General features: G+C 66.4%; 20 protein-coding genes and 1 pseudogene. 18 read left to right on the top strand and 3 right to left on the bottom strand.

The window, feature by feature from the left end; genetic code table 11:
* Window positions 1-10 precede the first annotated feature (10 nt).
* From HNP46_RS12670 to bglX, 6 genes and pseudogenes are all read left to right on the top strand, one after another.
* Window positions 11-886, top strand: coding sequence for a PHP domain-containing protein (locus HNP46_RS12670; protein WP_184589358.1), 876 nt, complete (start codon window positions 11-13; stop codon window positions 884-886).
* Window positions 883-1,512 (top strand): L-threonylcarbamoyladenylate synthase, encoded by a 630-nt coding sequence (locus HNP46_RS12665; RefSeq protein ID WP_184589356.1) that lies wholly within the window; start codon window positions 883-885, stop codon window positions 1,510-1,512. The genes HNP46_RS12670 and HNP46_RS12665 overlap by 4 nt, the downstream gene beginning before the upstream one ends.
* A gap of 61 nt (window positions 1,513-1,573) precedes the next feature.
* The gene (locus HNP46_RS12660) at window positions 1,574-2,788 is read left to right on the top strand and encodes a tryptophan--tRNA ligase (protein WP_184589354.1); all 1,215 of its coding nucleotides are present in this window, start codon (window positions 1,574-1,576) and stop codon (window positions 2,786-2,788) included.
* 467 nt (window positions 2,789-3,255) lie between these two features.
* Window positions 3,256-4,014 (top strand): annotated as a pseudogene (locus tag HNP46_RS12655) (segregation and condensation protein A); the annotation flags it as partial.
* Between the two features lie 234 nt (window positions 4,015-4,248).
* Window positions 4,249-5,262, top strand: coding sequence for an SMC-Scp complex subunit ScpB (scpB, locus tag HNP46_RS12650; protein WP_184589352.1), 1,014 nt, complete (start codon window positions 4,249-4,251; stop codon window positions 5,260-5,262).
* A 217-nt stretch (window positions 5,263-5,479) separates the two neighbouring features.
* The gene (bglX, locus tag HNP46_RS12645; RefSeq protein ID WP_311771806.1) at window positions 5,480-7,777 is read left to right on the top strand and encodes a beta-glucosidase BglX; all 2,298 of its coding nucleotides are present in this window, start codon (window positions 5,480-5,482) and stop codon (window positions 7,775-7,777) included.
* Between the two features lie 71 nt (window positions 7,778-7,848).
* Here bglX and HNP46_RS12640 read toward each other — a convergent pair whose 3' ends face one another.
* On the bottom strand, window positions 7,849-8,628 hold the full coding sequence (locus HNP46_RS12640; RefSeq protein WP_184589348.1) for a hypothetical protein: 780 nt from the start codon (window positions 8,626-8,628) through the stop codon (window positions 7,849-7,851).
* Between the two features lie 169 nt (window positions 8,629-8,797).
* Between HNP46_RS12640 and HNP46_RS12635 the strand changes: the two genes are divergently transcribed.
* Window positions 8,798-8,980 (top strand): DUF1289 domain-containing protein, encoded by a 183-nt coding sequence (locus tag HNP46_RS12635; protein WP_088418061.1) that lies wholly within the window; start codon window positions 8,798-8,800, stop codon window positions 8,978-8,980.
* A gap of 187 nt (window positions 8,981-9,167) precedes the next feature.
* Here the strand turns inward: HNP46_RS12635 and gap are convergent, their stop codons facing one another.
* Entirely contained in the window at window positions 9,168-10,172 is a 1,005-nt protein-coding gene (gap, locus tag HNP46_RS12630; RefSeq protein WP_184589346.1) for a type I glyceraldehyde-3-phosphate dehydrogenase, read from the bottom strand.
* A 128-nt stretch (window positions 10,173-10,300) separates the two neighbouring features.
* Here gap and edd point away from each other — a divergent pair, with 128 nt between their 5' ends.
* From edd to HNP46_RS12575, 11 genes are all read left to right on the top strand, one after another.
* Window positions 10,301-12,127 carry a phosphogluconate dehydratase gene (gene edd / locus HNP46_RS12625; RefSeq protein WP_184589343.1) on the top strand — a complete coding sequence of 609 codons (1,827 nt, stop codon included), beginning with the start codon at window positions 10,301-10,303 and terminating at the stop codon, window positions 12,125-12,127.
* Between the two features lie 121 nt (window positions 12,128-12,248).
* Window positions 12,249-13,247, top strand: coding sequence for a glucokinase (locus HNP46_RS12620; RefSeq protein WP_184589341.1), 999 nt, complete (start codon window positions 12,249-12,251; stop codon window positions 13,245-13,247).
* 46 nt (window positions 13,248-13,293) lie between these two features.
* Window positions 13,294-14,028, top strand: coding sequence for a response regulator (locus tag HNP46_RS12615; protein WP_184589339.1), 735 nt, complete (start codon window positions 13,294-13,296; stop codon window positions 14,026-14,028).
* A gap of 19 nt (window positions 14,029-14,047) precedes the next feature.
* Window positions 14,048-15,469, top strand: coding sequence for an ATP-binding protein (locus HNP46_RS12610; protein ID WP_184589530.1), 1,422 nt, complete (start codon window positions 14,048-14,050; stop codon window positions 15,467-15,469).
* Between the two features lie 263 nt (window positions 15,470-15,732).
* Window positions 15,733-16,098, top strand: a complete 366-nt coding sequence (locus tag HNP46_RS12605) for an endonuclease domain-containing protein (protein ID WP_184589337.1) — start codon at window positions 15,733-15,735, stop codon at window positions 16,096-16,098.
* 364 nt (window positions 16,099-16,462) lie between these two features.
* Window positions 16,463-17,725 carry an ABC transporter substrate-binding protein gene (locus HNP46_RS12600; protein WP_184589335.1) on the top strand — a complete coding sequence of 421 codons (1,263 nt, stop codon included), beginning with the start codon at window positions 16,463-16,465 and terminating at the stop codon, window positions 17,723-17,725.
* 103 nt (window positions 17,726-17,828) lie between these two features.
* Window positions 17,829-18,755: a carbohydrate ABC transporter permease gene (locus HNP46_RS12595; RefSeq protein WP_184589333.1), complete on the top strand. Its 927-nt coding sequence runs from the start codon at window positions 17,829-17,831 to the stop codon at window positions 18,753-18,755.
* Window positions 18,748-19,593 (top strand): carbohydrate ABC transporter permease, encoded by an 846-nt coding sequence (locus tag HNP46_RS12590; RefSeq protein WP_184589331.1) that lies wholly within the window; start codon window positions 18,748-18,750, stop codon window positions 19,591-19,593. Before HNP46_RS12595 ends, HNP46_RS12590 begins: the two co-directional genes overlap by 8 nt.
* A gap of 11 nt (window positions 19,594-19,604) precedes the next feature.
* On the top strand, window positions 19,605-20,765 hold the full coding sequence (locus HNP46_RS12585; protein WP_184589329.1) for an ABC transporter ATP-binding protein: 1,161 nt from the start codon (window positions 19,605-19,607) through the stop codon (window positions 20,763-20,765).
* A gap of 72 nt (window positions 20,766-20,837) precedes the next feature.
* Window positions 20,838-22,193: a carbohydrate porin gene (locus tag HNP46_RS12580; protein WP_184589327.1), complete on the top strand. Its 1,356-nt coding sequence runs from the start codon at window positions 20,838-20,840 to the stop codon at window positions 22,191-22,193.
* 491 nt (window positions 22,194-22,684) lie between these two features.
* The gene (locus HNP46_RS12575; RefSeq protein ID WP_184589325.1) at window positions 22,685-23,521 is read left to right on the top strand and encodes a D-hexose-6-phosphate mutarotase; all 837 of its coding nucleotides are present in this window, start codon (window positions 22,685-22,687) and stop codon (window positions 23,519-23,521) included.
* Between the two features lie 286 nt (window positions 23,522-23,807).
* Here HNP46_RS12575 and HNP46_RS12570 read toward each other — a convergent pair whose 3' ends face one another.
* On the bottom strand, window positions 23,808-24,665 hold the full coding sequence (locus HNP46_RS12570) for a MurR/RpiR family transcriptional regulator (protein ID WP_184589323.1): 858 nt from the start codon (window positions 24,663-24,665) through the stop codon (window positions 23,808-23,810).
* Window positions 24,666-24,833: the final 168 nt, after the last annotated feature.

The raw sequence follows: 24,833 nt of genomic DNA, 5'->3' as shown, positions 1-24,833 counted from the left end.
TGGAAGCCCCATGCGAGTCGACCTGCACTGCCACAGCACCGCGTCCGACGGACAGCTCAGCCCGACGGCCCTGGTCGAGCGCGCCCACGGGCGCGGCGTGCGCGTGCTGGCGCTGACCGACCACGACACCCTCGATGGCCTGCCCGAGGCGCGCCGCGCCGCCCAGGCGCTGGGCATGGAACTGGTGGATGGTGTCGAAGTGTCCTGCACCTGGGGCGGGGCGACCATCCACGTGCTGGGTTATGGCTTCGATGCCACTGCCGAGCCGCTGGTGAAGGCGCTGGATGACCTGCACCGCGCCCGCTGGACCCGCGCCGAAGAGATCGGCCGGCGCCTCGAAGCCAAGGGCATGCCCGGCGCCTTCGAGGGCGCGCGGGCGATCCAGGCCGAGCTGGGCGACAGCGAGAACGCTCCGGCGCGCCCACACTTCGCCGAATTCCTGCTGCGCCAGGGGCATGTCAAGGACCGTGGCGAGGCCTTCCGCAAGTGGCTGGGCGCCGGCAAGCTGGGCGACGTCAAGCAGCACTGGCCGAGCCTCGCCGACGCGGTCGGCACGCTGCGCGCGGCGGGCGCCTGGATCAGCCTGGCGCATCCCTACCAGTACGATTTCACCCGCACCAAGCGGCGCAAGCTGGTGGCCGACTTCCTCGCCGCCGGCGGCCACGCGCTGGAAGTCTGCAATGGCCCGCAACCGGCCGAGCAGGTCGGTGTGCTGAGCATCCTCGCCCGCGAATTCGGCCTGATGGTCACCGCCGGCAGCGATTTCCACGGCCCCAGCGACTGGTCGGAGCTGGGCCTCTACCGGAGCGTTCCGGAAGACCTGCCGCCACTCTGGCCGCGCTTCGCCAGCGCCGAGAACGCCCTTGGGACCCAGGAGACGCCATGAGCCAGTTCTTTCAGATCCACCCGGAAAATCCCCAGGCGCGCCTGATCAAGCAGGCCGTGGAGATCATCCGCCAGGGTGGCGTGATCGCCTATCCCACCGACTCCTCCTACGCCCTGGGCTGCCGCATCGGCGAGAAGTCGGCGGTGGAGCGCATCCGTCACATTCGCCGGCTGGACGACAAGCACAACTTCACCCTGGTCTGCCGCGACCTGTCCGAGCTGGGCCTCTACGCCAAGGTCGACACCGGCCTGTTCCGCCTGCTCAAGGCGCACACGCCCGGCCCCTACACCTTCATCCTCAACGCCACCCGCGAAGTGCCGCGCATGCTGCTGCACCCCAAGCGCCGCACCATCGGCCTGCGCGTGCCGGCCTGCCCGATCGCCCTGGCGCTGCTGGAAGAGCTGGGTGAGCCGCTGATGAGCGTGAGCCTGATCCTGCCCGGCCAGAGCGAGCCGCTGAATGACCCCTACGAGATGCGCGACCTGCTGGAGCACGCGGTGGACCTGATCATCGACGGCGGTTTCGGTGGCGGCGAGGCCTCCACGGTGATCGCCCTGACCGACGAGGACCCGGTGGTGGTGCGCGTCGGCTGCGGCGACCCGGAACCCTTCCTGGTCAACGCCTGAACGCTCCCGGCGTGCTGGCTATACTCCCTCGTTCCATCGCCGAAGCCGCGAGGTTGACCGCTTGACCAGCGTCGAATCCCTGCGCCGTGTGCTGTCCGGCATGCGCCCCACCGGGCGCCTGCACCTGGGGCATTACCACGGTGTGCTGCAGAACTGGGTGAAACTGCAGCACGAGTACGAGTGCTACTTCTCCATCGTCGACTGGCACGCCCTGACCACCGAGTACGACGAGACCGCGAGCATCCGCCAGCACGTGCGTGACATGGCCATCGACTGGCTGGCGGTGGGCGTCAGCCCCAGCGCGGCGACGCTGTTCATCCAGTCCCAGGTCCCCGAGCACGCCGAGCTGCACCTGCTGCTGTCGATGATCTGCCCGCTGTCCTGGCTGGAGCGCGTGCCGACCTACAAGGAACTGCAGGAGAGAATGGTCCACAAGGACCTCGATACCTTCGGATTCCTCGGCTATCCGTTACTGCAGGCGGCGGACATCCTGATCTACCGTGCCGGCCTGGTGCCGGTGGGCTCGGACCAGTTCGCCCACGTCGAATTCACCCGCGAGATCGCCCGCCGCTTCAACCACCTGTACGGCGGCGAGGTGGACTTCGAAGACCGTGCGCAGACCGCCATCGCCCGCCTGGGCAAGAAGACCGGCAAGCTCTACAGCAACCTGCGCCGTGCCTGGCAGGAGCAGGGCGACGCCGCTGCGCTGGAAACCGCCCGCGCGCTGCTCATGGAGCAGCAGAGCCTGACCCTGGGCGACCGCGACCGGCTGTTCGGCTACCTCGAAGGCAGCAGCCGCATGCTCCTGCCCGAGCCGCAGACGCTGATCAGCCACGCGCCGAAGATGCCGGGGCTGGATGGGCAGAAGATGTCCAAGTCGCACCACAACGCCATCGCCCTGCGCGACAGCCCGGCGGAGATCGAGGAAAAGATCGCGCGCATGCCCACCGACCCGGCGCGCGTACACCGCCGCGATCCGGGCGACCCGGAGCGTTGCCCGGTGTGGCAGTGGCACCTGATCTACTCCGACGACGGCTGCCGCCAGTGGGTGCAGGAAGGTTGCCGCAGCGCCGGGATCGGCTGCCTGGACTGCAAGCGACCGCTGATCGAATCGATCCTCCAGGAACTGGCGCCGATCCAGGAGCGCGCACTGGACTACGAGGACAACCCCGAGCTGGTGCGCAGCATCCTCGCCGAAGGCGCCGAGCGCGCCCGCGAGGCGGCGCGGGAGACGCTGGCGGAGGTGCGGCATGCCATGGGGTTGTCGTACCGCTGACGGTCGCTGTCCGACCATTGGTGCTCGTGCTTGCCCTCACCCCAACCCTCTCCCTGAGGGAGAGGGGGCAGATTGTGCCGACTGACACTGTGGTTTCATCCTGCACCGAACGGTCCCCTCTCCCGCTTGAGGAGCGGGGCGCGCAGCCAGGGCTGATCTTGTAGGAGCGGACTTTGTCCGCGAGCGGCATCCGGCGCGATGCGGGTCCATCGCGGACGGAGTCCGCTCCTACGCGCAGGTAAAGGGGTAGCGCGCGCAAATCCGCCAAAAGCCCCTCCCGCCGCCGGCAAAAGCAGGGATAATGCCGCCTTCGAACCCCAGCCCCTGACGAGTGGCCGATGAGTGACCTGACCGAGCCGGAAGCCCCTTCCGCCGCCCCTGAATACCAGATTCCGGTGCAGCTGGCGCTCGTCTACGGCGAGGCCCTGACGGAGATGCCGCAGGACCTGTACATCCCGCCGGACGCCCTGGAGGTCTTCCTCGAAGCCTTCGAAGGCCCGCTGGACCTGCTGCTCTACCTGATCCGCAAGCAGAACATCAACATCCTCGACATCCCCGTGGCGGAGATCACCCGCCAGTACATGGGCTATGTCGAGCTGATGAAGTCGGTGCGCCTGGAGCTGGCCGCCGAGTACCTGGTGATGGCCGCCATGCTCGCCGAGATCAAGTCGCGCATGCTGCTGCCGCGCTCGGCGGAGGCTGAGGAAGAAGAGGAAGACCCGCGCGCCGAGCTGATCCGCCGCCTGCAGGAATACGAGCGCTTCAAGAAGGCCGCCGAGGACCTCGACGAGCTGCCGCGCCTGGGCCGCGACTACGTGGTACCCACCGTCGCCGCGCCGGATGCGCGTGCGCGGCGGCTGCTGCCGGAAGTGGACATGCAGGAGCTGATGCTGTGCATGGCCGAGGTGCTGCGCCGCGCCGACCTGTTCGAAAGCCACCAGGTCACCCGCGAGATGCTCTCCACCCGCGAGCGCATGACCGAGATTCTCGAACGCCTGAAGGGCGAGGGCTTCGTGCCCTTCATTTCGCTGTTCCGCGTCGAGGAAGGCAAGCTCGGCGTGGTGGTGACCTTCATGGCGGTGCTGGAGCTGGTCAAGGAACAGCTGGTGGAACTGGTGCAGAACGAAGCCTTTGCCCCCATCCACGTCCGTGCCCGAACGGAAGTGCAGGAAGGCGCTGCGCGCTTCGGCGAAGTGGCGGAAGAAGGGCTGGAAGAGGGCGACGAGGACGTCTTCGAACCCCGCGAAGAAGCGCCGGCCGAGCTGACCTTCGAGGATGGCCACTTCGATGAGCCCGAAGGTGCCGAGCCTGGCGACGCCCCCGCAGCCGATCCTGAGGCCGATCCTGAAGAGAGCCTGTTCTGAGCCGCCAGCGTTGCCCTGGCGCCGCGCTTTGAGTAGCTTTCCCGCCTGAACGACGATTGCTGTCCAGCCGACCTCTCACCCTGACCCGAGCCCCCGATGAATCTCTCCGACCCGCAAGAACTGGCGACCCTGCTCGAAGGCATCCTCCTGGCTGCCGGCAAGCCCATGTCGCTGGAGCGCCTCGGCGAGCTGTTCGAGGAGGCCGAGCGCCCCGAGCCGCAGCAGTTCCGCGATGCGCTGGCGGTGCTGAGCCTGTCCTGCTCCGGGCGGGCCTTCGAGCTCAAGGAGGTCGCCACCGGCTACCGCCTGCAGGTGCGCGAGAAGTTCGCCTCCTGGGTCGGCCGGCTCTGGGAGGAGCGTCCGCAGCGCTACTCCCGTGCGCTGCTGGAGACCTTGGCGCTGATCGCCTACCGCCAGCCCATCACCCGTGGCGAGATCGAGGAAATCCGTGGCGTCGCGGTGAACACCCAGATCGTCAAGACGCTGATGGAGCGCGAGTGGATCCGCATCGTCGGCTACCGCGAAGTCCCCGGCCGCCCGGCGATGCTCGCCACCACCCGCACTTTCCTCGACTACTTCAACCTGAAAAGCCTGGAAGACCTGCCGCCGCTGGCCGAGCTGAAACTGATGGAGCCCGAGCCACAGCCGATCCTCGAGGACATGGCGCCGGTGGCCAGCCTGCCGAGCCCCGAGGAATACGACGAGGACTACGTGCCGCCGTCCCTGCAGGCCCTGGCGGACCAGGCCGTGCGCGATGCTGGTGAGGAGCCGGAGCCTGCGCCGCCGGAAGAGCCGAAGGAGGAAACCAGCTTCCGCAGCCTGCTCGCCGAGCTGGACGAGATGGAGCAGGGCCTGAAGACCGACTTCGACGACCTGATCGACCGTCCGCCGAGCGACGACGAGGACAGCGGGGTGGACGCCGATTTCAGCGGCGTTCATGCGCTGCCCGAGGTCGAGTCCGAGGAATCCGTCGAAGCGCAGCCGGAGCCCGTTCCGCCGCCACCGGCCCCCGAGCCCACGCCCGCCGAGGAAGAGTGGGACGAAGAGCGCGCCCTGCGCGAAGCCATGCTCGAGGAAATGGAGTTCAACGCGCGCAATCGCGACCATTGAACCCAGGCTTTGGCGCATCTGCCCGAGGTTTTCCAGCCGTTCGGTGATTGACTTCCGCCTCCGGCGCGACGACCTTATGTGCCGCGTTCGAAAGGCGCCGGCCGCTACACCCGGGGGAGCAGCCGGAATCCCCGTCCCTTCGACGACCCTCGATAACAATCCACAGTGGCCCGGCGCCTCGCGCAGGTCGCTGAGTACCCATATGAAAAGAACTCCAATCAGCCGTATCTGCTGGCTCGGCCTCCTGCTGGGCCTTGGCAGCGCTTCGCTTTCCGCCGCCCAGGCGCCTGACGCCGCTCCCGCCGTGCCGCTGGCCGGGCAGTCCAAGGAAGCCTTCCTCGACAGCCTGATGCAGCGCATGACGCTGGAAGAGAAGATCGGCCAGCTGCGCCTGGTCAGCGTCGGCCCGGATCATCCCAAGCCGGTACTGCTGAAGGAAATCGCCGAGGGCACCACCGGCGCGGTGTTCAACACCGTGGTCCGGCCGGGCATCCGCGACCTGCAGGATGCGGCGATGAAGAGCCGGCTGAAGATTCCGCTGTTCTTCGCCTATGACGTGGTTCACGGCCACCGCACCGTATTCCCCATCGGCCTGGGCCTGGCGGCGAGCTGGGACCTGGCCGCCATCGAGCGCAGCGCCCGCGTCTCGGCCATCGAGGCCAGCGCCGATGGCCTCAACCTGACCTATTCGCCCACCGTCGACATCGCCCGCGATCCGCGTTGGGGCCGGGTCTCCGAAGGCTTCGGCGAAGACGCCTGGCTGACCAGCAAGGTCGCCGCCGCGGTGGTCAAGGGTTACCAGGGCAAGGGCCTGAACCAGCCGGAAACCATCATGGCCGGGGTCAAGCACTTCGCCCTGTACGGCGCCGGCGAAGGCGGCCGCGACTACAACACCGTGGACATGAGCCCGCAGCGCATGTTCCAGGACTACCTGCCGCCGTACCGCGCGGCCATCGACGCCGGCGCCGGCGCGGTGATGGTTTCGCTCAACAGCATCAACGGCGTGCCGGCCACTGCCAACAAGTGGCTGCTGCAGGACTTGCTGCGCAAGCAGTGGGGCTACAAGGGCCTGACCCTGAGCGACCACGGCGCGGTGCTGGAGCTGATCAAGCACGGCGTGGCCGCCACCGAGCGCGACGCCACCCAGGCGGCGATCAACGCCGGCGTCGAAATGAACATGAACGACGACCTCTACGGCAAGCACATGCCCGAGCTGCTCAAGGCTGGGCTGATCAGCCAGGACGAGATCGACCGTGCCTGCCGTGACGTGCTCGCCGCCAAGTGGGACATGGGCCTGTTCCAGGACCCGTACCGCTACCTGCAGGGCCAGGACCCGGTGGACACCGACGCCGAGGACCGTCTGCACCGCGCCGACGCCCGTGAGATCGCGCGCAAGGGCATGGTCCTGCTGAAGAACGAAGGCGGCGTGCTGCCGCTCAAGCGTGACGGCGTGATCGTCCTGATCGGCCCGCTGGCCGACAGCAAGCGCGACGTCATGGGCAGCTGGTCCGCCGCCGGCAAGGCCTTCCAGGCCGTGACCGTGCTCGAAGGCATGGGCACCGCCACCCGTGGCCACGCTGCGCTGCTCTACGCCAAGGGCGCCAACGTCACCGACGATCCGCAGATCGTCAAATACCTCAACGAATACAGCGAAGACGTCAAGGTCGACTCGCGCAGCCCGCAGGCCATGATCGACGAAGCCGTCGAGAAGGCGAAGCAGGCGGACGTGGTGGTGGCGGTGGTCGGCGAATCCCAGGGCATGGCCCACGAAGCGTCGAGCAAGACCAATCTGCACATCGCGCAGAGCCAGATCGAGCTGCTCAAGGCCCTCAAGGCCACCGGCAAGCCGCTGGTGCTGGTGCTGATGAACGGCCGACCGATGGACCTGCGCTGGGAAAGTGCCAACGCCGACGCCGTGCTGGAAACCTGGTTCAGCGGTACCGAAGGCGGCAACGCCATCGCCGATGTGCTGTTCGGCGACTACAACCCGTCGGGCAAGCTGACCATGACCTTCCCGCGCTCGGTGGGCCAGGTGCCGATCTACTACAACCACCTGAACACCGGCCGTCCGTTCGACCACGAGCACCCGAACAAGTACACCTCGCGCTACTTCGACTCGGAGAACGGCCCGCTGTACCCCTTCGGCTATGGCCTGAGCTACACCGACTTCAGTGTCTCGGACGTGAAGCTGTCGGCCAGCAGGCTGAAGAAGGGTGACCAGCTCACCGCCAGCGTTACCGTGAAGAACACCGGCAAGGTCGCTGGCGAGACCACCGTGCAGCTCTACCTGCGCGACGTCGCCGCCTCCATCAGCCGTCCGGTCAAGGAGCTCAAGGGCTTCGAGAAGATCCTGCTCAAGCCGGGCGAGTCGAAGGTGGTGCAGTTCCCGATCCGCGAGGAAGACCTGCGCTTCTACGACAGCCAGCTGCGCTACGCCTCGGAGCCGGGCGAGTTCAAGGTCTACGTCGGCCTGGATTCGGACAACGTGAAGGAGCAGAGCTTCACGCTGCTCTGAGCGTCACCCGCGCTGCAAACGAAAACGCCACGGCTGATCCAGCCGTGGCGTTTTGCATTTCAAGCAGCGTTTCAGGCGGCTTTGGTTGCCCTTCTTGATCTGAGCCCGATCAGCCCGCGTACCGCACTCTGCACCAGCACGGCCAGCAGCGCTGCTTGGGCGAAGCTCGGCAGGATGTCGTTGTCCGGCAGGCGCAGCGCCAGCCAGAGGCAGAAGGCGGCGAACGCCGGGCGACCGCTGACCATGCCGCGCAGCAGGGCGATGACGAAGCCCGCGCCGTGCAGCCGCTGCGACGATACGCAGAGCACGATGGAGAGCAATGGGAACACCGCCAGCAGGCCGCTCCAGCTCGGCCCGGCCCAGCCGGCGAGGGCGGTGACCGCCAGGGTCAGCAGCGCACCCGCAAGCATGCGCAGGCCCAGTTCGAGACGACCCAGCGGAGCGATGCTGGCCGGCAGCTCGGCGCGGGGCATGAACAGCTGGCTGGTCAACGCGCCCAGTGCCGCCACCATCAGCGCCCAGACGGGCGCGGCCGGCAACTGCGTCAGGCTCCAAGCGGCCACCAGCCAGGCGAGCATCGCGCCGCCCAGGGCCAGCGGCCAGGCGTAGCGCAGGCACAGCCAGGCGTAGGCAAAGTTGAAGGCCTCCGCGGCGAAGATCGCCGCCAGCGCCAGCAACGCGGCCTGGGCGCCGAACTCGCGGCCGTGCTCCACGGTGATCAGGTACAGGATCGGCCCGGCGATGGCGGGCAGGGCGGCGAGGCAGCCGGCAACCGTCGGTCCCCACCAGCGCCCGGAGAGGGACACCAGCAGCAGGAACAGCGGAACCAGGGTGAGCTTGAGGGCGAGCATGGGCGCAGTCGGAAAGCATGGAAGGCGGATTCTAGCGCTTCGATTGCCTGGTTCGATGGCGCCGATGGGGAAATCGAGTTGGACCTTGGCGCCGCGCGGGTGTCCGATCTTTTAGGGGCAGGTCCAGTGCAAGCCCACTGACATTCATCCCTGAGCCGCGAGGAAGTCCGTGAAGAGTCCATGCATCAAGATCTGCGAATTCGAAGAAGGCATCTGCCTGGGCTGCGGCCGCAGCCGCGAGGAAATCAAGGCGTGGAAACGCGTCGATCACCTCGGCCAGGAGGCCATCCGTGCCGAGGCGGACATGCGTCTGCTGGTGCTGGAGGCGCAGGGGAAAAGGTTGTATCGCTGAATGGCATTCCTGGGGCGCCGTGCCGTGGTTTGCCCTCTCCCTAACCCTCTCCCTTCAGGGAGAGGGCTGGGGAGAGGGTGGTGAAGGGAAATGCAGGACGTAGGGCGAATAACCCGGAACGGGTTATCCGCCGCACCCATTCGGCGGATAACGCTGGCGCGTTATGCGCCCTACAGAGGCGCTGGCCTCAGCTGCGTGCCGCAGCCATGGCAAGTGCCGTATCCAGCATCCGATTGGAAAACCCCCACTCGTTGTCGTACCAGGCCATCACCTTCACCAGCCGGCCATTCACCCGCGTATGACTGGCGTCGAAGATGGCCGAGCGCGGGTCGTGGTTGAAGTCCACCGAGACCAGCGGCTGGCGGTTGAAGCCGAGGATCGTCGAGGTCTCGCTGGCCCGCTCCAGCAGTTCGTTGACCTCCTGGGCGCTGGTGTCGCGGGCGACCTGCACGGTGAGGTCTACCAGCGACACGTTGATCACCGGCACCCGCACCGCCAGCCCGGTCAGCTTGCCGGCCAGCTCCGGCAGCACCAGGCCCACCGCTTCAGCGGCGCCGGTTTTGGTCGGGATCATCGACTGGGTGGCCGAGCGCGCCCGGTACGGGTCGCTGTGGTAGACATCGGAGAGGTTCTGGTCGTTGGTGTAGGCGTGGATGGTGGTCATCAGTCCGTGCTCGATGCCCAGTTCGCGGTGCAGCACCTGGGCCACCGGCGCCAGGCAGTTGGTGGTGCAGGAGGCGTTGGAGACGATCTGGTGCTCCGCGCGCAGAATCTGTTCGTTGACGCCGAACACCACCGTGGCATCCACGCCCTGGCCGGGCGCGGAGATCAGTACCTGGCGCGCGCCGGCCTGCAGGTGCGCGGCGGCCTTGTCGCGGGAGGTGAACAGGCCGGTGCATTCCAGCACGATATCCACGCCCAGGGTCTTCCAGGGCAGTTCCGCCGGGTTGCGGATCGCCGTGACGGCGATGCGGTCGCCCTCTACCCTGAGGCTTTCGGCGTCGTGCTCGACGCGGCCGTGGAAGCGCCCGTGCACGCTGTCGTACTGGAGCAGGTGGGCGTTGATCGCCGCGTCGCCCAGATCGTTGATCGCCACTACTTGCAGGTGCTGGCGATACGGGCCCGAGTAGAGCGCGCGGAGCACGTTCCGACCGATGCGGCCAAATCCGTTGATAGCCAGGCGTATAGTCATTGAGGTCGTCTCTTTTCTTTTGTTGTGGTAAAAACCATTAAATTTCCACGTTGAAGAAAAGTAAACACCGAGTAATCAACGATAATGTTGTAAAAACAACAACCGATAGTCTGTAGGAGAATGCTGCCATGCACCCCCGTGTGCTTGAAGTCACCCAGCGCATCCAGGCCCGCAGCGCGGCCACGCGCCAGCGCTACCTCGACCTGGTCAAGGCAGCCGCCACCAAGGGCCCGCACCGCGGCACGCTGCCCTGCGGCAACCTCGCCCACGGCGTCGCGGCCTGTGGCGATTCCGACAAACAGGCACTGCGGCTGATGAACCAGGCCAACGTCGCCATCGTCTCCGCCTACAACGACATGCTCTCTGCGCACCAGCCGCTGGAGCGCTTCCCGGAGCTGATCAAGGACGCCCTGCGGCAGATCGGCTCGGTCGGCCAGTTCGCCGGCGGCGTGCCGGCCATGTGCGACGGCGTGACCCAGGGCGAACCGGGGATGGAGCTGTCCCTGGCCAGCCGCGACGTGATCGCCATGGGCACCGCCATCGCGCTGTCGCACAACATGTTCGACGCCGCGCTGTGCCTGGGCGTGTGCGACAAGATCGTCCCCGGCCTGCTGATCGGCTCGCTGCGCTTCGGCCACCTGCCGGTGGTGTTCGTCCCCGCCGGCCCGATGCCCACCGGCATCTCCAACAAGGAGAAGGCTGCAGTGCGCCAGCTGTTCGCCGAAGGCAAGGCCACCCGCGAGGAGCTGCTGGCCTCGGAGATGGCCTCCTACCACGCGCCGGGCACCTGCACCTTCTATGGCACCGCCAACACCAACCAGCTGCTGGTGGAAGTGATGGGCCTGCACCTGCCGGGCGCCTCCTTCGTCAACCCGAACACCCCGCTGCGCGACGAACTGACCCGCGAAGCCGCCCGCCAGGCCGCACGCCTGACGCCGGAGAACGGCCAGTTCGTACCCATGGCGGAGATCGTCGACGAGAAGGCCATGGTCAACTCGGTGGTGGCACTGCTCGCCACCGGCGGTTCGACCAACCATACCCTGCACCTGCTGGCCATCGCCCAGGCCGCCGGCATCCAGCTGACCTGGCAGGACATGGCCGACCTCTCCGAGATCGTGCCGACCCTGGCGCGCATCTACCCCAACGGCCAGGCCGACATCAACCACTTCCAGGCGGCGGGCGGCATGTCCTTCCTGATCCGTCAGCTGCTCGATGGCGGCCTGCTGCATGAAGACGTGCAGACCGTGGTCGGCAAGGGCCTGCGTCGCTACATCAACGAACCCTTCCTCGACGACGGCAAGCTGGTCTGGCGCGAAGGCCCGGCGGCGAGCCTGGACGAGAACATCCTGCGCCCCATCGACAAGCCGTTCTCGGCCGAAGGCGGTCTGCGCCTGATGGAAGGCAACCTCGGGCGCGGCGTGATGAAGGTCTCCGCCGTGGCGACGGAGCACCAGATCGTCGAGGCGCCGGTGCGCATCTTCCATGACCAGTCGAGCCTGGCCGCCGCCTTCAAGGCCGGCGAGCTGGAGCGCGACCTGGTGGCCGTGGTGCGCTTCCAGGGCCCGCGCGCCAACGGCATGCCGGAGCTGCACAAGCTCACGCCGTTCCTCGGCGTGCTGCAGGACCGCGGCTTCAAGGTGGCGCTGGTCACCGACGGGCGCATGTCCGGGGCTTCCGGCAAGGTGCCGGCGGCCATCCACATCTCCCCGGAAGCACTCAATGGCGGGCCGCTGGCCAAGCTGCGCGATGGCGACGTGGTGCGGGTCGATGGCACCACCGGCGAGCTGCGCGTGCTGGTGGACGCGGTTGAATGGGATGCCCGTCCGCTGGTGGACACCCCGGTGATCGATAACCAGGGCATGGGCCGCGAGCTGTTCGCCTTCATGCGCAATGCCTTCAGCCCGGCGGAGCAGGGCGCCTGCAGCTTCACCGCTGAGCTCAACGGTCCGAGCTGATCGTCCGGCGTCCTGGTGTGACGGACTGCCTGTCCGTCGCACGGGGCGTTTCCGCCGCTGTCCTATGCTGGCATGATCCCGCGCCGCACCCTTTCACCCATCTTCCAGGCCCGAGCCCGCAATGAACTCCAACAACGCTCAGCCCTTCTCCAACGGTTTCGCCCTGGTGGGCGACATCGGTGGCACCAACGCCCGCTTCGCCCTGTGGCGTGGTGAAGTCCTCGAATCCATCCAGGTCCTGGCCTGCGCCGATTACCCGCGCCCGGAAGACGCCGTGCGCGACTACCTGCAGCGCGTCGGCCAGCCGCTGTCGGCGGTGGATAACGTCTGCCTGGCCTGCGCCGGCCCCGTCGGTGCCGGCGACTTCAAGTTCACCAACAACCATTGGGTGATCAAGCGTGACGCCTTCCGCGCCGAACTGGGCCTGAGCCACCTGCTGCTGGTCAACGACTTCAGCACCATGGCCTGGGCGGCCTCACGGCTGTCGGAAGAACACCTGGTGCAGGTGCGCCCGGGCAAGGCGCTGGAAGGCCGCGCCCGGCTGATCATCGGCCCCGGTACCGGCCTGGGCGTCGGCAGCCTGATGCCGCTGCCGGCCGGCGGTTGGGAAGTGCTGCCCTGCGAAGGCGGCCATGTCGACCTGCCGGTGACCTCCGAGCGCGACTTCGCCCTCTGGCAACTGCTGCGCGAGAAGTACGGCCACGTTTCGGCCGAGCGCGTACTGTCCGGCAGCGGCCTGGAAAACCTCTACCGCATGAGCTGCCAGCTGGACGGCGTGGAGCCGCAATGCGCCACCGCAGCCGAGATCGGCGAGCGCGCCATGGCTGGCGACGCCTACGCCGATGCGGTGCTGGAGCATTTCTTCCTCTGGCTGGCGCGGGTCGCCGGCAACGCCGTGCTGACGGTCGGCGCGCTGGGGGGCGTGTACATCACCGGCGGCATCGTTCCGCGCTTCCTCGAACGCTTCCAGCGCAGCGGTTTTGCCGAGGCGTTCCGCAGCCGCGGCAAAACCAGCGGGCCGTACCTCGACCCGGTGCCGGTGTGGGTCATGACCGCCGAGCATCCCGGCCTGTTCGGCGCCGGCGTGGCCCTGGAACAGGCGCTGCGCAACGAAGGCTGAGTCAACGTTTCATCGATCAGAAAAACAACAAGAAAGGACGCACGAAGTGAACCAGCCTGCCCGATCCATCCTGCTGGTGGACGACGACCAGGAAATCCGCGAGCTGCTGGAAACCTACCTCAGCCGCGCCGGTTTCCAGGTGCGCGCCGTCGCCAATGGTGCGGACTTCCGTCGTGCGCTGTGCGACGAGGAATCCGCCCTGGCAATCCTCGATGTGATGCTGCCCGACGAGGACGGCTTCAGCCTGTGTCGCTGGATTCGCTCGCACCAGCGCCATGCCTGCATGCCGGTGATCATGCTCACCGCCAGCTCCGACGAGGCCGACCGCGTGGTGGGCCTGGAGCTAGGCGCCGACGACTACCTCGGCAAACCCTTCAGTCCCCGCGAGCTGCTGGCGCGGATCAAGGCGCTGCTGCGCCGCGCGCAGTTCACCCAGGTGCGCGGCGGCGAGGTCATCGCCTTCGACGACTGGCGGCTGGATACCATCAGCCACCGGCTGTTCCACGAGGACGGCGAGGAACATTTCCTCAGCGGCGCCGACTTCGCCCTGCTCAAGCTGTTCCTCGACAACCCCCGGCAGATACTCGACCGCGACACCATCGCCAGCGCCACCCGTGGCCGTGAGGTGATGCCGCTGGAGCGCATCGTCGACATGGCCGTGTCGCGCCTGCGCCAGCGTCTGCGCGACACCGAGAAACCGGCGCGGCTGATCCAGACCGTGCGCGGCAGCGGCTACCTGCTGGCCGCCCAGGTTCGCCCGCACCTTGCCGGCCATGAGTGAACGCCGCCGCCGCAGCCTGGTGCCGCGCTCGCTGCTCGGCCGCATGCTGCTGCTCACCCTGCTGGCAGTGCTGATCGCCCAGGGCCTGTCGAGCCTGTTCTGGATTTCCCACCTGCGCAGCAGCCAGCGCGACGGCCTGCTCACCAGTTCACGCAGCCTGGCGTACTCCATGGCCGCCAGCGTCAGCTACTTCCGCTCGCTGCCCATAGGTTACCGCCCGCTGGTGCTCGACCAGTTGCGCAGCATGGGCGGCACGCGCTTCTTCGTCTCGCTCAACGAACGCCCGCTGAACCTGCGCGCGCTGCCGGACACGACGAACAAACAGGCGGTGATCGACATCGTGCAGGACGTGCTGCACCAGAAGCTGGGCAAGGACGTCGAACTGCAGGTGGAGTTCGTCAGCCCCGATGACCTGCGGTTGTTCAACGGCGAACTGAAGCTGGAGGAGTTGCCGCGCTCCTGGGCGCATTACGCGCTGACCCTGGAGCCGGTGAACCCGCCGGTGCTGGTCACGCAGATCCGCATCGGCGATAGCGAATGGCTGTACATCGCCAGCCTGATGCCCGCGCCCTACGTGACCCTGGAGCCGGAAGGCCTGCCGCCGCAGCAGATCATCTCCATCGCCTTCACCAGCCTCCTGCTGTTGCTGTTCACCGGCCTGCTGGTGCACTGGCAGAGCCGCCCGCTCAAGCGCCTGGCTCGCGCCGCCCGCGACATCGCCCTGGGCGGCCAGGACCAGCCGCTGGAGGAGAGCGGGGCGAGCGAGCTGGTGGAAGTGTCCCGCGCCTTCAACACCATGCGCGAGCGCATCGACCGCTACGTCAATGAACGCGCCCAGCTGTTCAGCGGCATCTCCCACGACCTGCGCACGCCGATCACCCGCCTGCGCCTGCGCGTGGAGTTGCTGGAGGACGAGCAGGCCCGCGACAAGTTCAGCCACGACCTCGACGAACTGGAGCTGCTGGTGAAGGGCGCGCTGCAATGCGTGAAGGACACCGACATCCACGAGAACGTCGAACCGGTGGACCTCAACCAGCTGCTGCAATACGTCGCCGGTCCCTACATTGCCGACGGCCGCGTCGAAGTCCTCGGCGCCGCCAGCGAGCCCTATCCGGGCAAGCCCCTGGCGCTCAAGCGCTGCATCGGCAATCTGCTGGACAACGCCCTGAAATACGGCGGCCGCGCCCAGCTGAGCATCGAGGACGACCCGGACGCAGTGGTCCTGCATGTCGACGACCAGGGGCCCGGTGTGCCGGAGCAGCGCCTGGAGAAGGTCTTCGAGCCGCGCTTCAGGTTGTCTGAGCGTGGCCAGGGGTACGGCCTCGGCCTGGGCATCGCGCGCAATATCGCGCACACCCATGGCGGGGAAGTCACTTTGCAGAACCGCCGTGAGGGTGGGTTACGGGTGACGTTGAGGTTGCCGCGGTTGGAGGTGGAGTAGGGCAGTCGTTTCTGCCGTTGTTTCGGCGTTTGCGGATGCCTTTTCCCTCTCCCTAGCCCTCTCCCTGAAGGGAGCGGGGACTGGATCGGAGCGAGAGGTTATCAAGGAGTCCGCATGACGCCTTGGTGTGAGTGGACGCAAAGGCGTACAGACAGCTCGGAAAGCTCCCTCTCCCTTCGGAGCGGGGCGCGCAGCCAGGGCTGGGGAGAGGGCGGTGGGCCAAGGCACTAGCCTCCAGCATCACTCCCGCTGGAGCCACGCCGATGACCTCCCACCTCACCCCATTCTCGAAACAACTGCGCACCGACCAGACCGAAGCCGAACGCGCTCTCTGGCACCATCTGCGCGCCCACCGCTTTCTCGGTCTCAAGTTCCGTCGGCAGAAGATCATCTGGCCTTACATCATCGATTTCATCTGCCACGAACGGATGTTGATCATCGAACTGGATGGTGGGCAGCATCTGGATTCGAGTACCGATCTGGAACGGGATGCATGGCTCAAGAACAGGGGTTTCACGGTGCTGCGCTTCTGGAATCATGATGTGTTGTCGAGGATGGATTCGGTGCTGGAGGCGATACGCTTGGTGCTCGACTCGGGCTCCTTTCCCTCTCCCCAACCCTCTCCCTGAAGGGAGAGGGGGCTGTCCTCTGCCGTGCCAGGTGCGCAGTGCTCCTGATGCTGTTGCAGCGTTTAGAAATCAGAGAGGAGGCCGGCTGAAACTGCAGTTTCGCTTCATGCCGATCGGCTCCCTCTCCCTTCAGGGAGAGGGCGGGGGAGAGGGTGGTGGGCCAAGGCACAGAGCCCAGGGATTATCCCTAGGCATTTTTCATCCCTGAATCTTGCTGAGCGCCACCCCCATCAGAGGACTCCCAATGTCACCACCTCGTGACAATCAACCATCCCTTCGTTACCCGGAAAGCAGAATGCCTTGGATAGACTCGGACCATCGCAAGCGCAGACTTGCCTCCAATAACAAGAACAAGGTGCTCCCCATGAATGCGATCCGTCGCCTGTCGGCCGCCATCTGTCTGTCCTCCTTCTGTCTCTCCCCAATGCTCGCTCACGCCGGTGAAGTCGAAGTGTTGCACTGGTGGACCTCCCCCGGCGAGAAGCGCGCCGCCGAAACCCTGAAGAAGCTCGTCGAAGCCAAGGGCCACACCTGGAAGGACTTCGCCGTCGCCGGCGGCGGTGGTGAAGCGGCCATGACCGTGCTGAAGACCCGCGCCGTCTCCGGCAACCCGCCGGCCGCCGCACAGATCAAGGGGCCGGACATCCAGGAGTGGGGCGAACTGGGCCTGCTCGCCGACCTCAACGACGTCGCCGCCGAGGGCAAGTGGGACCAGCTGCTGCCACCGCAGGTGGCGCAGATCATGAAGTACAAGGGCGACTACGTGGCCGTGCCGGTCAACGTGCACCGGGTGAACTGGCTGTACATCAACCCGGAAGTCTTCAAGAAGGCCGGCGCTACTCCGCCGACCACCCTCGACGAGCTCTTCGCTGCCGCCGACAAGCTCAAGGCCGCCGGCTTCACGCCGCTGGCCCATGGCAGCCAGCCCTGGCAGGACGGCACCCTGTTCGAGAATCTGGTACTCAGCAAGATGGGCCCGGAAGGCTATCGCAAGGCCTTCGTCGAACTGGACAAGGCAACCCTCACCGGCGCGCCGATGGCCGACGTGTTCGCCGCGCTGAAGAAGCTGCACAGCTACGTCGACGCCGATGCCGCCGGCCGCGAGTGGAACGTCGCCACCGGCATGGTGATCAACGGCAAGGCCGGCATGCAGATCATGGGCGACTGGGCCAAGAGCGAGTTCACCGCCGCCGGCAAGGTGGCGGGCAAGGACTACCAGTGCCTGCCGTTCCCCGGCACGCAGCAGGCCTTCGACTACAACATCGACTCCCTGGTGATGTTCAAGCTGAGCAACGCCGAGAACCGCAAGGCCCAGGAAGACCTGGCACGCGCGGTGCTCGACCCGGCCTTCCAGAAGGATTTCAGCCTGAACAAGGGCTCGATCCCGGTGCGCCTGGACGTCGACATGACGCCCTTCGACAGCTGCGCCCAGCAGTCGATGAAGGACTTCAAGGCGGCATCGGCCAGCAACAACCTGGTGCCGAGCATGGCCCACAGCATGGCCGCCTCCAGCTACGTGCAGGGTGCGATCTTCGACGTGGTCACCAACTTCTTCAACGACCCCGCCGCCGACCCGCAGAAGGCCGCGCAGCAACTGGGCGCCGCCATCCAGGCCGCCGCGCAGTAAGGCGCTCACCGGCTCCGTGATGGAGCCGGTTTCCTGACTCCCCAGAACGATTCCGGGCCGCCACGGCAGCCCGGACGGGCTCACTCATCCTGAGAGAAAGCAGATGGCGACCCAATCTCCGACTTTCACACCCGCCGCCAGTCCCCGCGCCTCGCTGCTCGACGGCCTGCAGACCTGGTTGCCGAAGCTGGTGCTGGCCCCGAGCATGCTCGTGGTGCTGGTCTGCGTGTACGGCTACATCGGCTGGACGCTGCTGCTGTCCTTCACCAATTCGCGCTTCATGCCGGCCTACAGCTGGGCCGGGCTGAGCCAATACCTGCGCCTGTGGGACAACGACCGCTGGTGGGTGGCGAGCAAAAACCTGCTGCTGTTCGGCGGCCTGTTCATCGGCGTCTGCCTGCTGCTCGGCGTGTTCCTCGCGGTGCTGCTGGACCAGCGCATCCGTCGCGAAGGCTTCATCCGCACGGTGTACCTGTACCCGATGGCGCTGTCGATGATCGTCACCGGCACCGCCTGGAAATGGCTGCTCAACCCCGGCCTGGGCCTGGACAAGCTGCTGCGCGACTGGGGCTGGACGGGCTTTCGCTTCGACTGGCTGGTGGACCCGGAGCGGGTCGTCTACTGCCTGGTGATCGCCGCCGTGTGGCAGGCCTCGGGCTTCGTCATGGCGCTGTTTCTCGCCGGCCTGCGCGGGGTCGATCCGGCCATCGTGCGCGCCGCCCAGGTGGACGGCGCGAGCCTGCCGACCATCTACCTGCGCATCGTCCTGCCGAGCCTGCGCCCGGTGTTCTTCAGCGCGCTGATGATCCTCGCGCACATCGCCATCAAGAGCTTCGACCTGGTCGCCGCGATGACCGCCGGCGGCCCCGGCTATTCCTCCGACCTGCCGGCAATGTTCATGTACGCCCACACCTTCACCCGCGGCCAGATGGGCCTGGGCGCGGCCAGCGCAATGCTGATGCTGGGCGCCGTGCTGGCCATCGTCGTGCCGTACCTGTACTCCGAACTGCGGGGCAAGCGCCATGCATGAGTCGACCCTGAATCCGCGCTTCAGCCTGAGCCGACTGGCAGTCCACGCAACCCTCTGGGGCGCAGTGGCGCTGTACGTGATCCCGCTGCTGGTGATGCTGCTGACCAGCTTCAAGTCGCCCGAGGACATCAGGAGCAGCAACCTGCTGGCGCTGCCGGAGGTGTTCACTGCGATCGGCTGGGTGAAGGCCTGGGGCGCGGTGGGCGACTACTTCTGGAACTCGGTGAAGATCACCGTGCCGGGTGTGCTGATCTCCACCTTCATCGGCGCCATGAACGGCTACGTGCTGTCGATGTGGCGCTTCCGCGGCTCGCAGCTGTTCTTCGGCGCGCTGCTGTTCGGCTGCTTCCTGCCGTTCCAGGTGATCCTCCTGCCGATGTCCTTCACCCTCGGCAAGCTCGGCCTGGCCAACACCACCACCGGCCTGGTGATGGTGCACTGCATCTACGGCCTGGCCTTCACCACGCTGTTCTTCCGTAACTACTTCGTGGCGATCCCCGACGCCCTGGTGAAGGCCGCGCGCCTGGACGGTGCGGGGTTCTTCACCATTTTCCTACGCATTCTGATGCCCATGTCCACCCCCATCGTGATGGTCTGCCTGATCTGGCAATTCACCCAGATCTGGAATGATTTCCTGTTCGGGGTGGTGTTTGCCAGCGGCGACGCCCAACCCATCACGGTGGCTCTGAACAACCTGGTGAACATCAGCACGGGCGTGAAGGAATACAACGTCGACATGGCGGCCGCGATGATCGCGGCGCTGCCCACGCTGGTGGTCTACGTACTGGCCGGCAAGTACTTCGTGCGCGGCCTCACCGCCGGCGCCGTCAAAGGTTGAGGTAAGCACCGATGTCCACCCTTGAACTGCACAACCTGCACAAGTCCTACGGCGCCGGCCTGGCGGATACCCTGAAGTCGATCAACCTGTCGATTAACTCGGGCGAGTTCCTGATCCTGGTCGGCCCCTCCGGCTGCGGCAAATCCACCCTGATGAACTGCATCGCCGGCCTGGAGAACCTCACCGGCGGCGCCATTCTGGTGGACGGCCAGGACATCAGTGGCATGAGCCCGAAGGATCGTGACATCGCCATGGTGTTCCAGTCCTATGCGCTGTACCCGACCATGAGCGTGCGCGAGAACATCGCCTTCGGCCTGAAGATCCGCAAGCTGCCGAAAACCGAGATCGACGCCGAGGTGGCCCGCGTGGCCAAGCTGCTGCAGATCGAGCACCTGCTCGAACGCAAGCCCTCGCAGCTTTCCGGCGGCCAGCAGCAACGCGTGGCCATGGGCCGGGCGCTGGCGCGGCGGCCGAAGATCTACCTGTTCGACGAACCGCTGTCGAACCTCGACGCCAAGCTGCGCGTGGAGATGCGCACCGAGATCAAGCTGATGCACCAGCGCCTGAAGACCACCACGGTATACGTGACCCATGACCAGATCGAGGCCATGACCCTGGGTGACAAGGTGGCGGTAATGAAGGACGGCATCGTCCAGCAGTTCGGCACCCCGCAGCAGATCTACAACGACCCGGCGAACCTGTTCGTTGCCAGCTTCATCGGCTCGCCGCCGATGAACTTCATTCCGCTCAAGGTGCAGCAGCAGGGCGGCCGGCTGGTCGGTCTGCTGGACAGCGGCCAGGACCGCTGCGAGCTGCCGCTGCAACTGGAGGCCGGGTTGGTCGAGGGGCGCGAGCTGATCCTCGGCGTGCGCCCGGAACAGGTGCAGCTGGCCACTGATGGCGCCAACGGTCCGAATGACCTGCGCGCCGAGGTCGAGGTGGTCGAGCCTACCGGCCCGGACACCCTGGCCTTCGTCACGCTCAACGGCGCCAAGGTCTGCTGCCGTCTCGCGCCGGACCAGACGCCACAGCCGGGCTCCTCCCTGCAGCTGCGCTTCGATCCTGCCCGCGCCTTGCTGTTCGATGCGCAGAGCGGCGAACGCCTGCGTGCCGAACCGCGCGGCGACGGTGCGAACAAGGTGACGCCGCTGGCGCGCCAGAAACATTCCTGAGCTGTACGACCACTGCCCTGAAATTCACTGCCTGAAACTACGCTGGAAACCAAGACAACGAGGACGCTGGAGATGCACAAGAACAACAACCGGCCCGCTGCACGAACCCTGGGCTGCCTGCTCGCGCTGGGTTGTGTGGGCAACGTCGCCCATGCCGCCGACGCTTTCTCATCCGACTCCAAATGGGGCCTGGGCGACTGGGGCGGCAAGCGCACCGAGCTGCTGGAGAAGGGCTACGACTTCAAGCTCGACTACGTCGGCGAGGTCGCCAGCAACCTGGGTGGCGGCTATGACCAGCACACCACCGCGCGCTACTCCGACCAGTTCGCCCTGGGCACCCACCTGGACCTGCAGAAGATCCTCGGCTGGGATGCCACCGAGTTCCAGCTGACGGTCACCGAGCGCAGCGGCCGCAACCTCTCCAACGACCGCATCAGCGACCCGCGCGCCGGCCAGTTCAGCTCCGTGCAGGAAGTCTGGGGTCGTGGCCAGACCTGGCGCCTGACGCAGATGTGGATCAAGCAGCAGTACTTCGACGGCGCGCTGGACGTGAAGGTCGGCCGCTTCGGCGAGGGCGAGGACTTCAACAGCTTCCCCTGCGATTTCCAGAACCTCGCCTTCTGCGGCTCGCAGGTGGGCAACTGGGTCGGCGGCATCTGGTACAACTGGCCGGTCAGCCAGTGGGCGGCCCGTGTGAAGTGGAACTTCAACGATGAGTGGTACGCCCAGGTCGGCGCCTACAACCAGAACCCGTCGAACCTGGAGACCGGCAACGGCTTCAAGCTCAACGGCAGCGGCACCAAGGGCACCATCCTGCCGGTGGAGCTGGTGTGGATGCCCAAGGTTGGCGCCCAGCAACTGCCTGGCGAATACCGCCTGGGCTACTACTACAGCACCGCCGAGGCCGACGACGTGTACTACGACGTCAACGGCAACCCGCAGGCGCTCACCGGCGAAGCGCCCAAGACCCACAACGGCAAGCACGGCTGGTGGGTGGTGGCGCAACAGCAGGTCACCGCGCACAACGGCGATGCCTCGCGCGGCCTGAGCCTGTTCGCCAACTTCACCGTGCACGACAAGGCCACCAATACCGTCGACAACTACCAGCAGCTCGGTGTGGTCTACAAAGGCCCGTTCGATGCGCGGCCCAAGGACGACATCGGCTTCGGCGTAGCGCGCATCCACGTCAACGACGACGTGCAGGACCGCCAGCGCCTGGTGAACCAGGTCAACGGCATCGACGACTACGACAACCCGCTGTTCCAGCCCATCCAGGACACCGAGTACAACGCCGAGCTGTACTACGGTGTGCATGTGACCAATTGGCTCACCGTGCGCCCGAACCTGCAGTACATCCGCCATCCGGGCGGCGTGGACGAGGTCAACAACGCCGTGGTGGCCGGCCTGAAGATCCAGTCCAGCTTCTGATTGCTCCGTGGTGCGAACCTGGCCCGTCCTTGCGACGGGCCTTTTTTCGATTCCAACGTGGAGCGTGCTCGAATCGAGTGGACGGCTTCTGGTAGGTTCGGCCTGCCGCCGGCAGGCGCCGGCTTTCGTAGGGTGCATAACGCGCCAGCGTTAACCGCCGCTAGGGCCCCGGCGGATAACCTGTTCCAGGCTATGCGCCCTACGGTGCTGCTCCGGGCGGTGTGTTGGGTGGTCCTTCGGCAGCTTTTTGTAGGAGCGAGCTTGCTCGCGAAGCGCCTGACGCCACAGCCGTGGATTGTTCGCGAGCAAGCTCGCTCCTACAGAAGCAGGAGCCCCAAGCGGGTGGGGAGTCCGTTTTCATTGGCGCAGGCGCTACGCGTGGCTAGGCTTTGCGGTTAGAATCGCGGCCTTTTCTGTAAGATGTAGTGAAACTACAGAGATTTTCACGCCCCGGAATGTCCGGGCAGGGATTGGATCAGGACATCCGGATAATGCTCGAGCATCCGCTGCAGCGCTTTTTTCATTCCATGCGGGCCAAGCGGCCCTTCGACTGGGTGCGCTTCCAGCGTCGCGACCTGCTGCTCATCGATCATCCGCAATGCCAGGCGGTGTTCAGCCGCCAGGGCGCGCAACTGCTGCACTTCCAGCCGCGCGGCGCGCGTCCGCTGCTGTGGTGTTCCAGCCAGTGGCCGAGCCTGAGCACAGCGCCGATCCGCGGCGGTATCCCGGTCTGCTGGCCGTGGTTCGGCAGCCATCCCACCGAGGCCGACTGGCCCCAGCACGGCTGGGCGCGCCAGCGCGAATGGCGGATGCTCGACGCCTGGGCGGACGACCAGAAAGCCGTGATCAGCTGGCAGCTGGATATCGAGGACTGGCACGTGCGCCTGGAAGCGCGGCTGGGCCAGGAGCTGGACATCGAACTTTCCAGCTACCACGAGGATGACAGCGACTGCCTGTTCAGCTTCGCCCTGCAGCCATACTGGCGCGTGGGCTCGCTGCGGCGCTCGGTGGTCCACGGCATGGAACTGGACGGCAAGGCCAGCAGCCTGCCCAACACCTGGGCGCCCCGCGGCGCGGTCAAGCAGGTGCTCTACAACACCGGTTCCCTTGTGCTGGAGGATGCTGGCTGGCAGCGCCGCCTGCGCATCGACAAGAACACCAGCGCCGGCAGCGTCATCTGGCACCCCGGCAGTCGCGCGGTGGAGCAGGTCGAGCCGGGCGAAGCTGAGCGATTCCTGTGCATCGGCGCCGCCGGCTATCGCGCCGGCGGGCTGATCCTCGGCCAGGGCGAGCGGATGCTGCTGAACCTGCGCGCAGGGCTGGTCTGAGTCACTGATATCCGTCGGTAGGCCTGACTGCAGGAGCGAGCTTGCTCGCGAACCGCTTGACCCCGTCGTGCCCTGCGAGCCTGTTCGCGAGCAAGCTCGCTCCTACAAAAGAAACGCCGCTCTCATGTTTTTGCAGGGGGCGAGCCACGCCGTGATTGCGCACTTGGCGCACTCCCACCAGTTGGCTCCGACATTTCGGCTCTCGTAGGAGCGGACTTCGTCCGCGATGGATGCATTCGCGGACAGAGTCCGCTCCTACGGGAATTCGATGCGTCCGCGGGAACTCTCAATCTTCCTCGTCGAGCTGGTAGCGCGTCGGCACCAGGCTCTCCTTGATCTTGCGCAGGTGCGGCTGGAAGTCCACGCCGCGGCGCAGGGTCACGCCGGTGGCGAGCACGTCGAGCACGGTGAGCTGGATGATCCGCGAGGTCATCGGCATATAGATGTCGGTGTCTTCGGGCAGCGGGATGTCCAGGCTCAGGGTGCTGGCGCGCGCCAGGGGCGAGTCGGCGGCGGTCAGGCCGAGCACCGAGGCGCCGTTCTGCCGCGCCAGGTGCGCCACGTCCACCAGCTCGCGGGTGCGGCCGGTATAGGAGATCACCACGAACAGGTCGCCGGTGTGCGCCACCGAGGCGATCATCCGCTGCATCAGCACATCGCTCTGGGCCGACACCGCGAGGTTGAAGCGGAAGAACTTGTGCTGCGCGTCCAGCGCCACTGAACTAGATGCGCCGAGGCCGAAGAAGTGAATCTGCCGGGCCTGGATCAGCAGGTCCACGGCGCGGTCGATGACCTTCGGGTCGAGCAGCTTGTGGGCGCTGTCCAGCGAGGCGATGGTGCTGCTGAAGATCTTTCGCGTGTAGGCCTCGGGGCCATCGTCGGCGGCCACCGCCTGGGTCACGAAAGCCGCGCCGCTGGCCAGGCTCTGCGCCAGCTGGATTTTCAGCTCCGGGTAGCCGCTCATGCCGAAGGAGCGGCAGAAGCGGTTCACCGTCGGCTCGCTGACGCTGGCAGCCTGGGCCAGCGCGGCGATGCTGAAGCGCGTGGCCTGCTGCGGGTCGTGCAGGATCACCTCGGCGACCTTGCGCTCGGCCTTGTTCAGCTCATCCAGGCGGCCCTTGATCTGCTCCAGCAGGTTCTTCATCCGTGCTCCTTGGTTAATCGACGGTTGACCGGGTAGGGCCGGTCAGCGGCGCTATCCTAACTTTCAGGCCGCCCAGCGACCAACAGCGAAGCGGTTGCCGAAAAATATGTTGTTTAATTACTACATATTTGTCTTAATTGCTGCGCAGTTGGCTAACTATCGTTCAAA

The sequence above is a fragment of the Pseudomonas nitroreducens genome (assembly GCF_014204515.1).
Taxonomy (GTDB): domain Bacteria; phylum Pseudomonadota; class Gammaproteobacteria; order Pseudomonadales; family Pseudomonadaceae; genus Pseudomonas; species Pseudomonas nitritireducens_A.
Note: the sequence above shows the minus strand (reverse complement) of the source record. Positions and strands in the feature narration are given on the sequence as shown.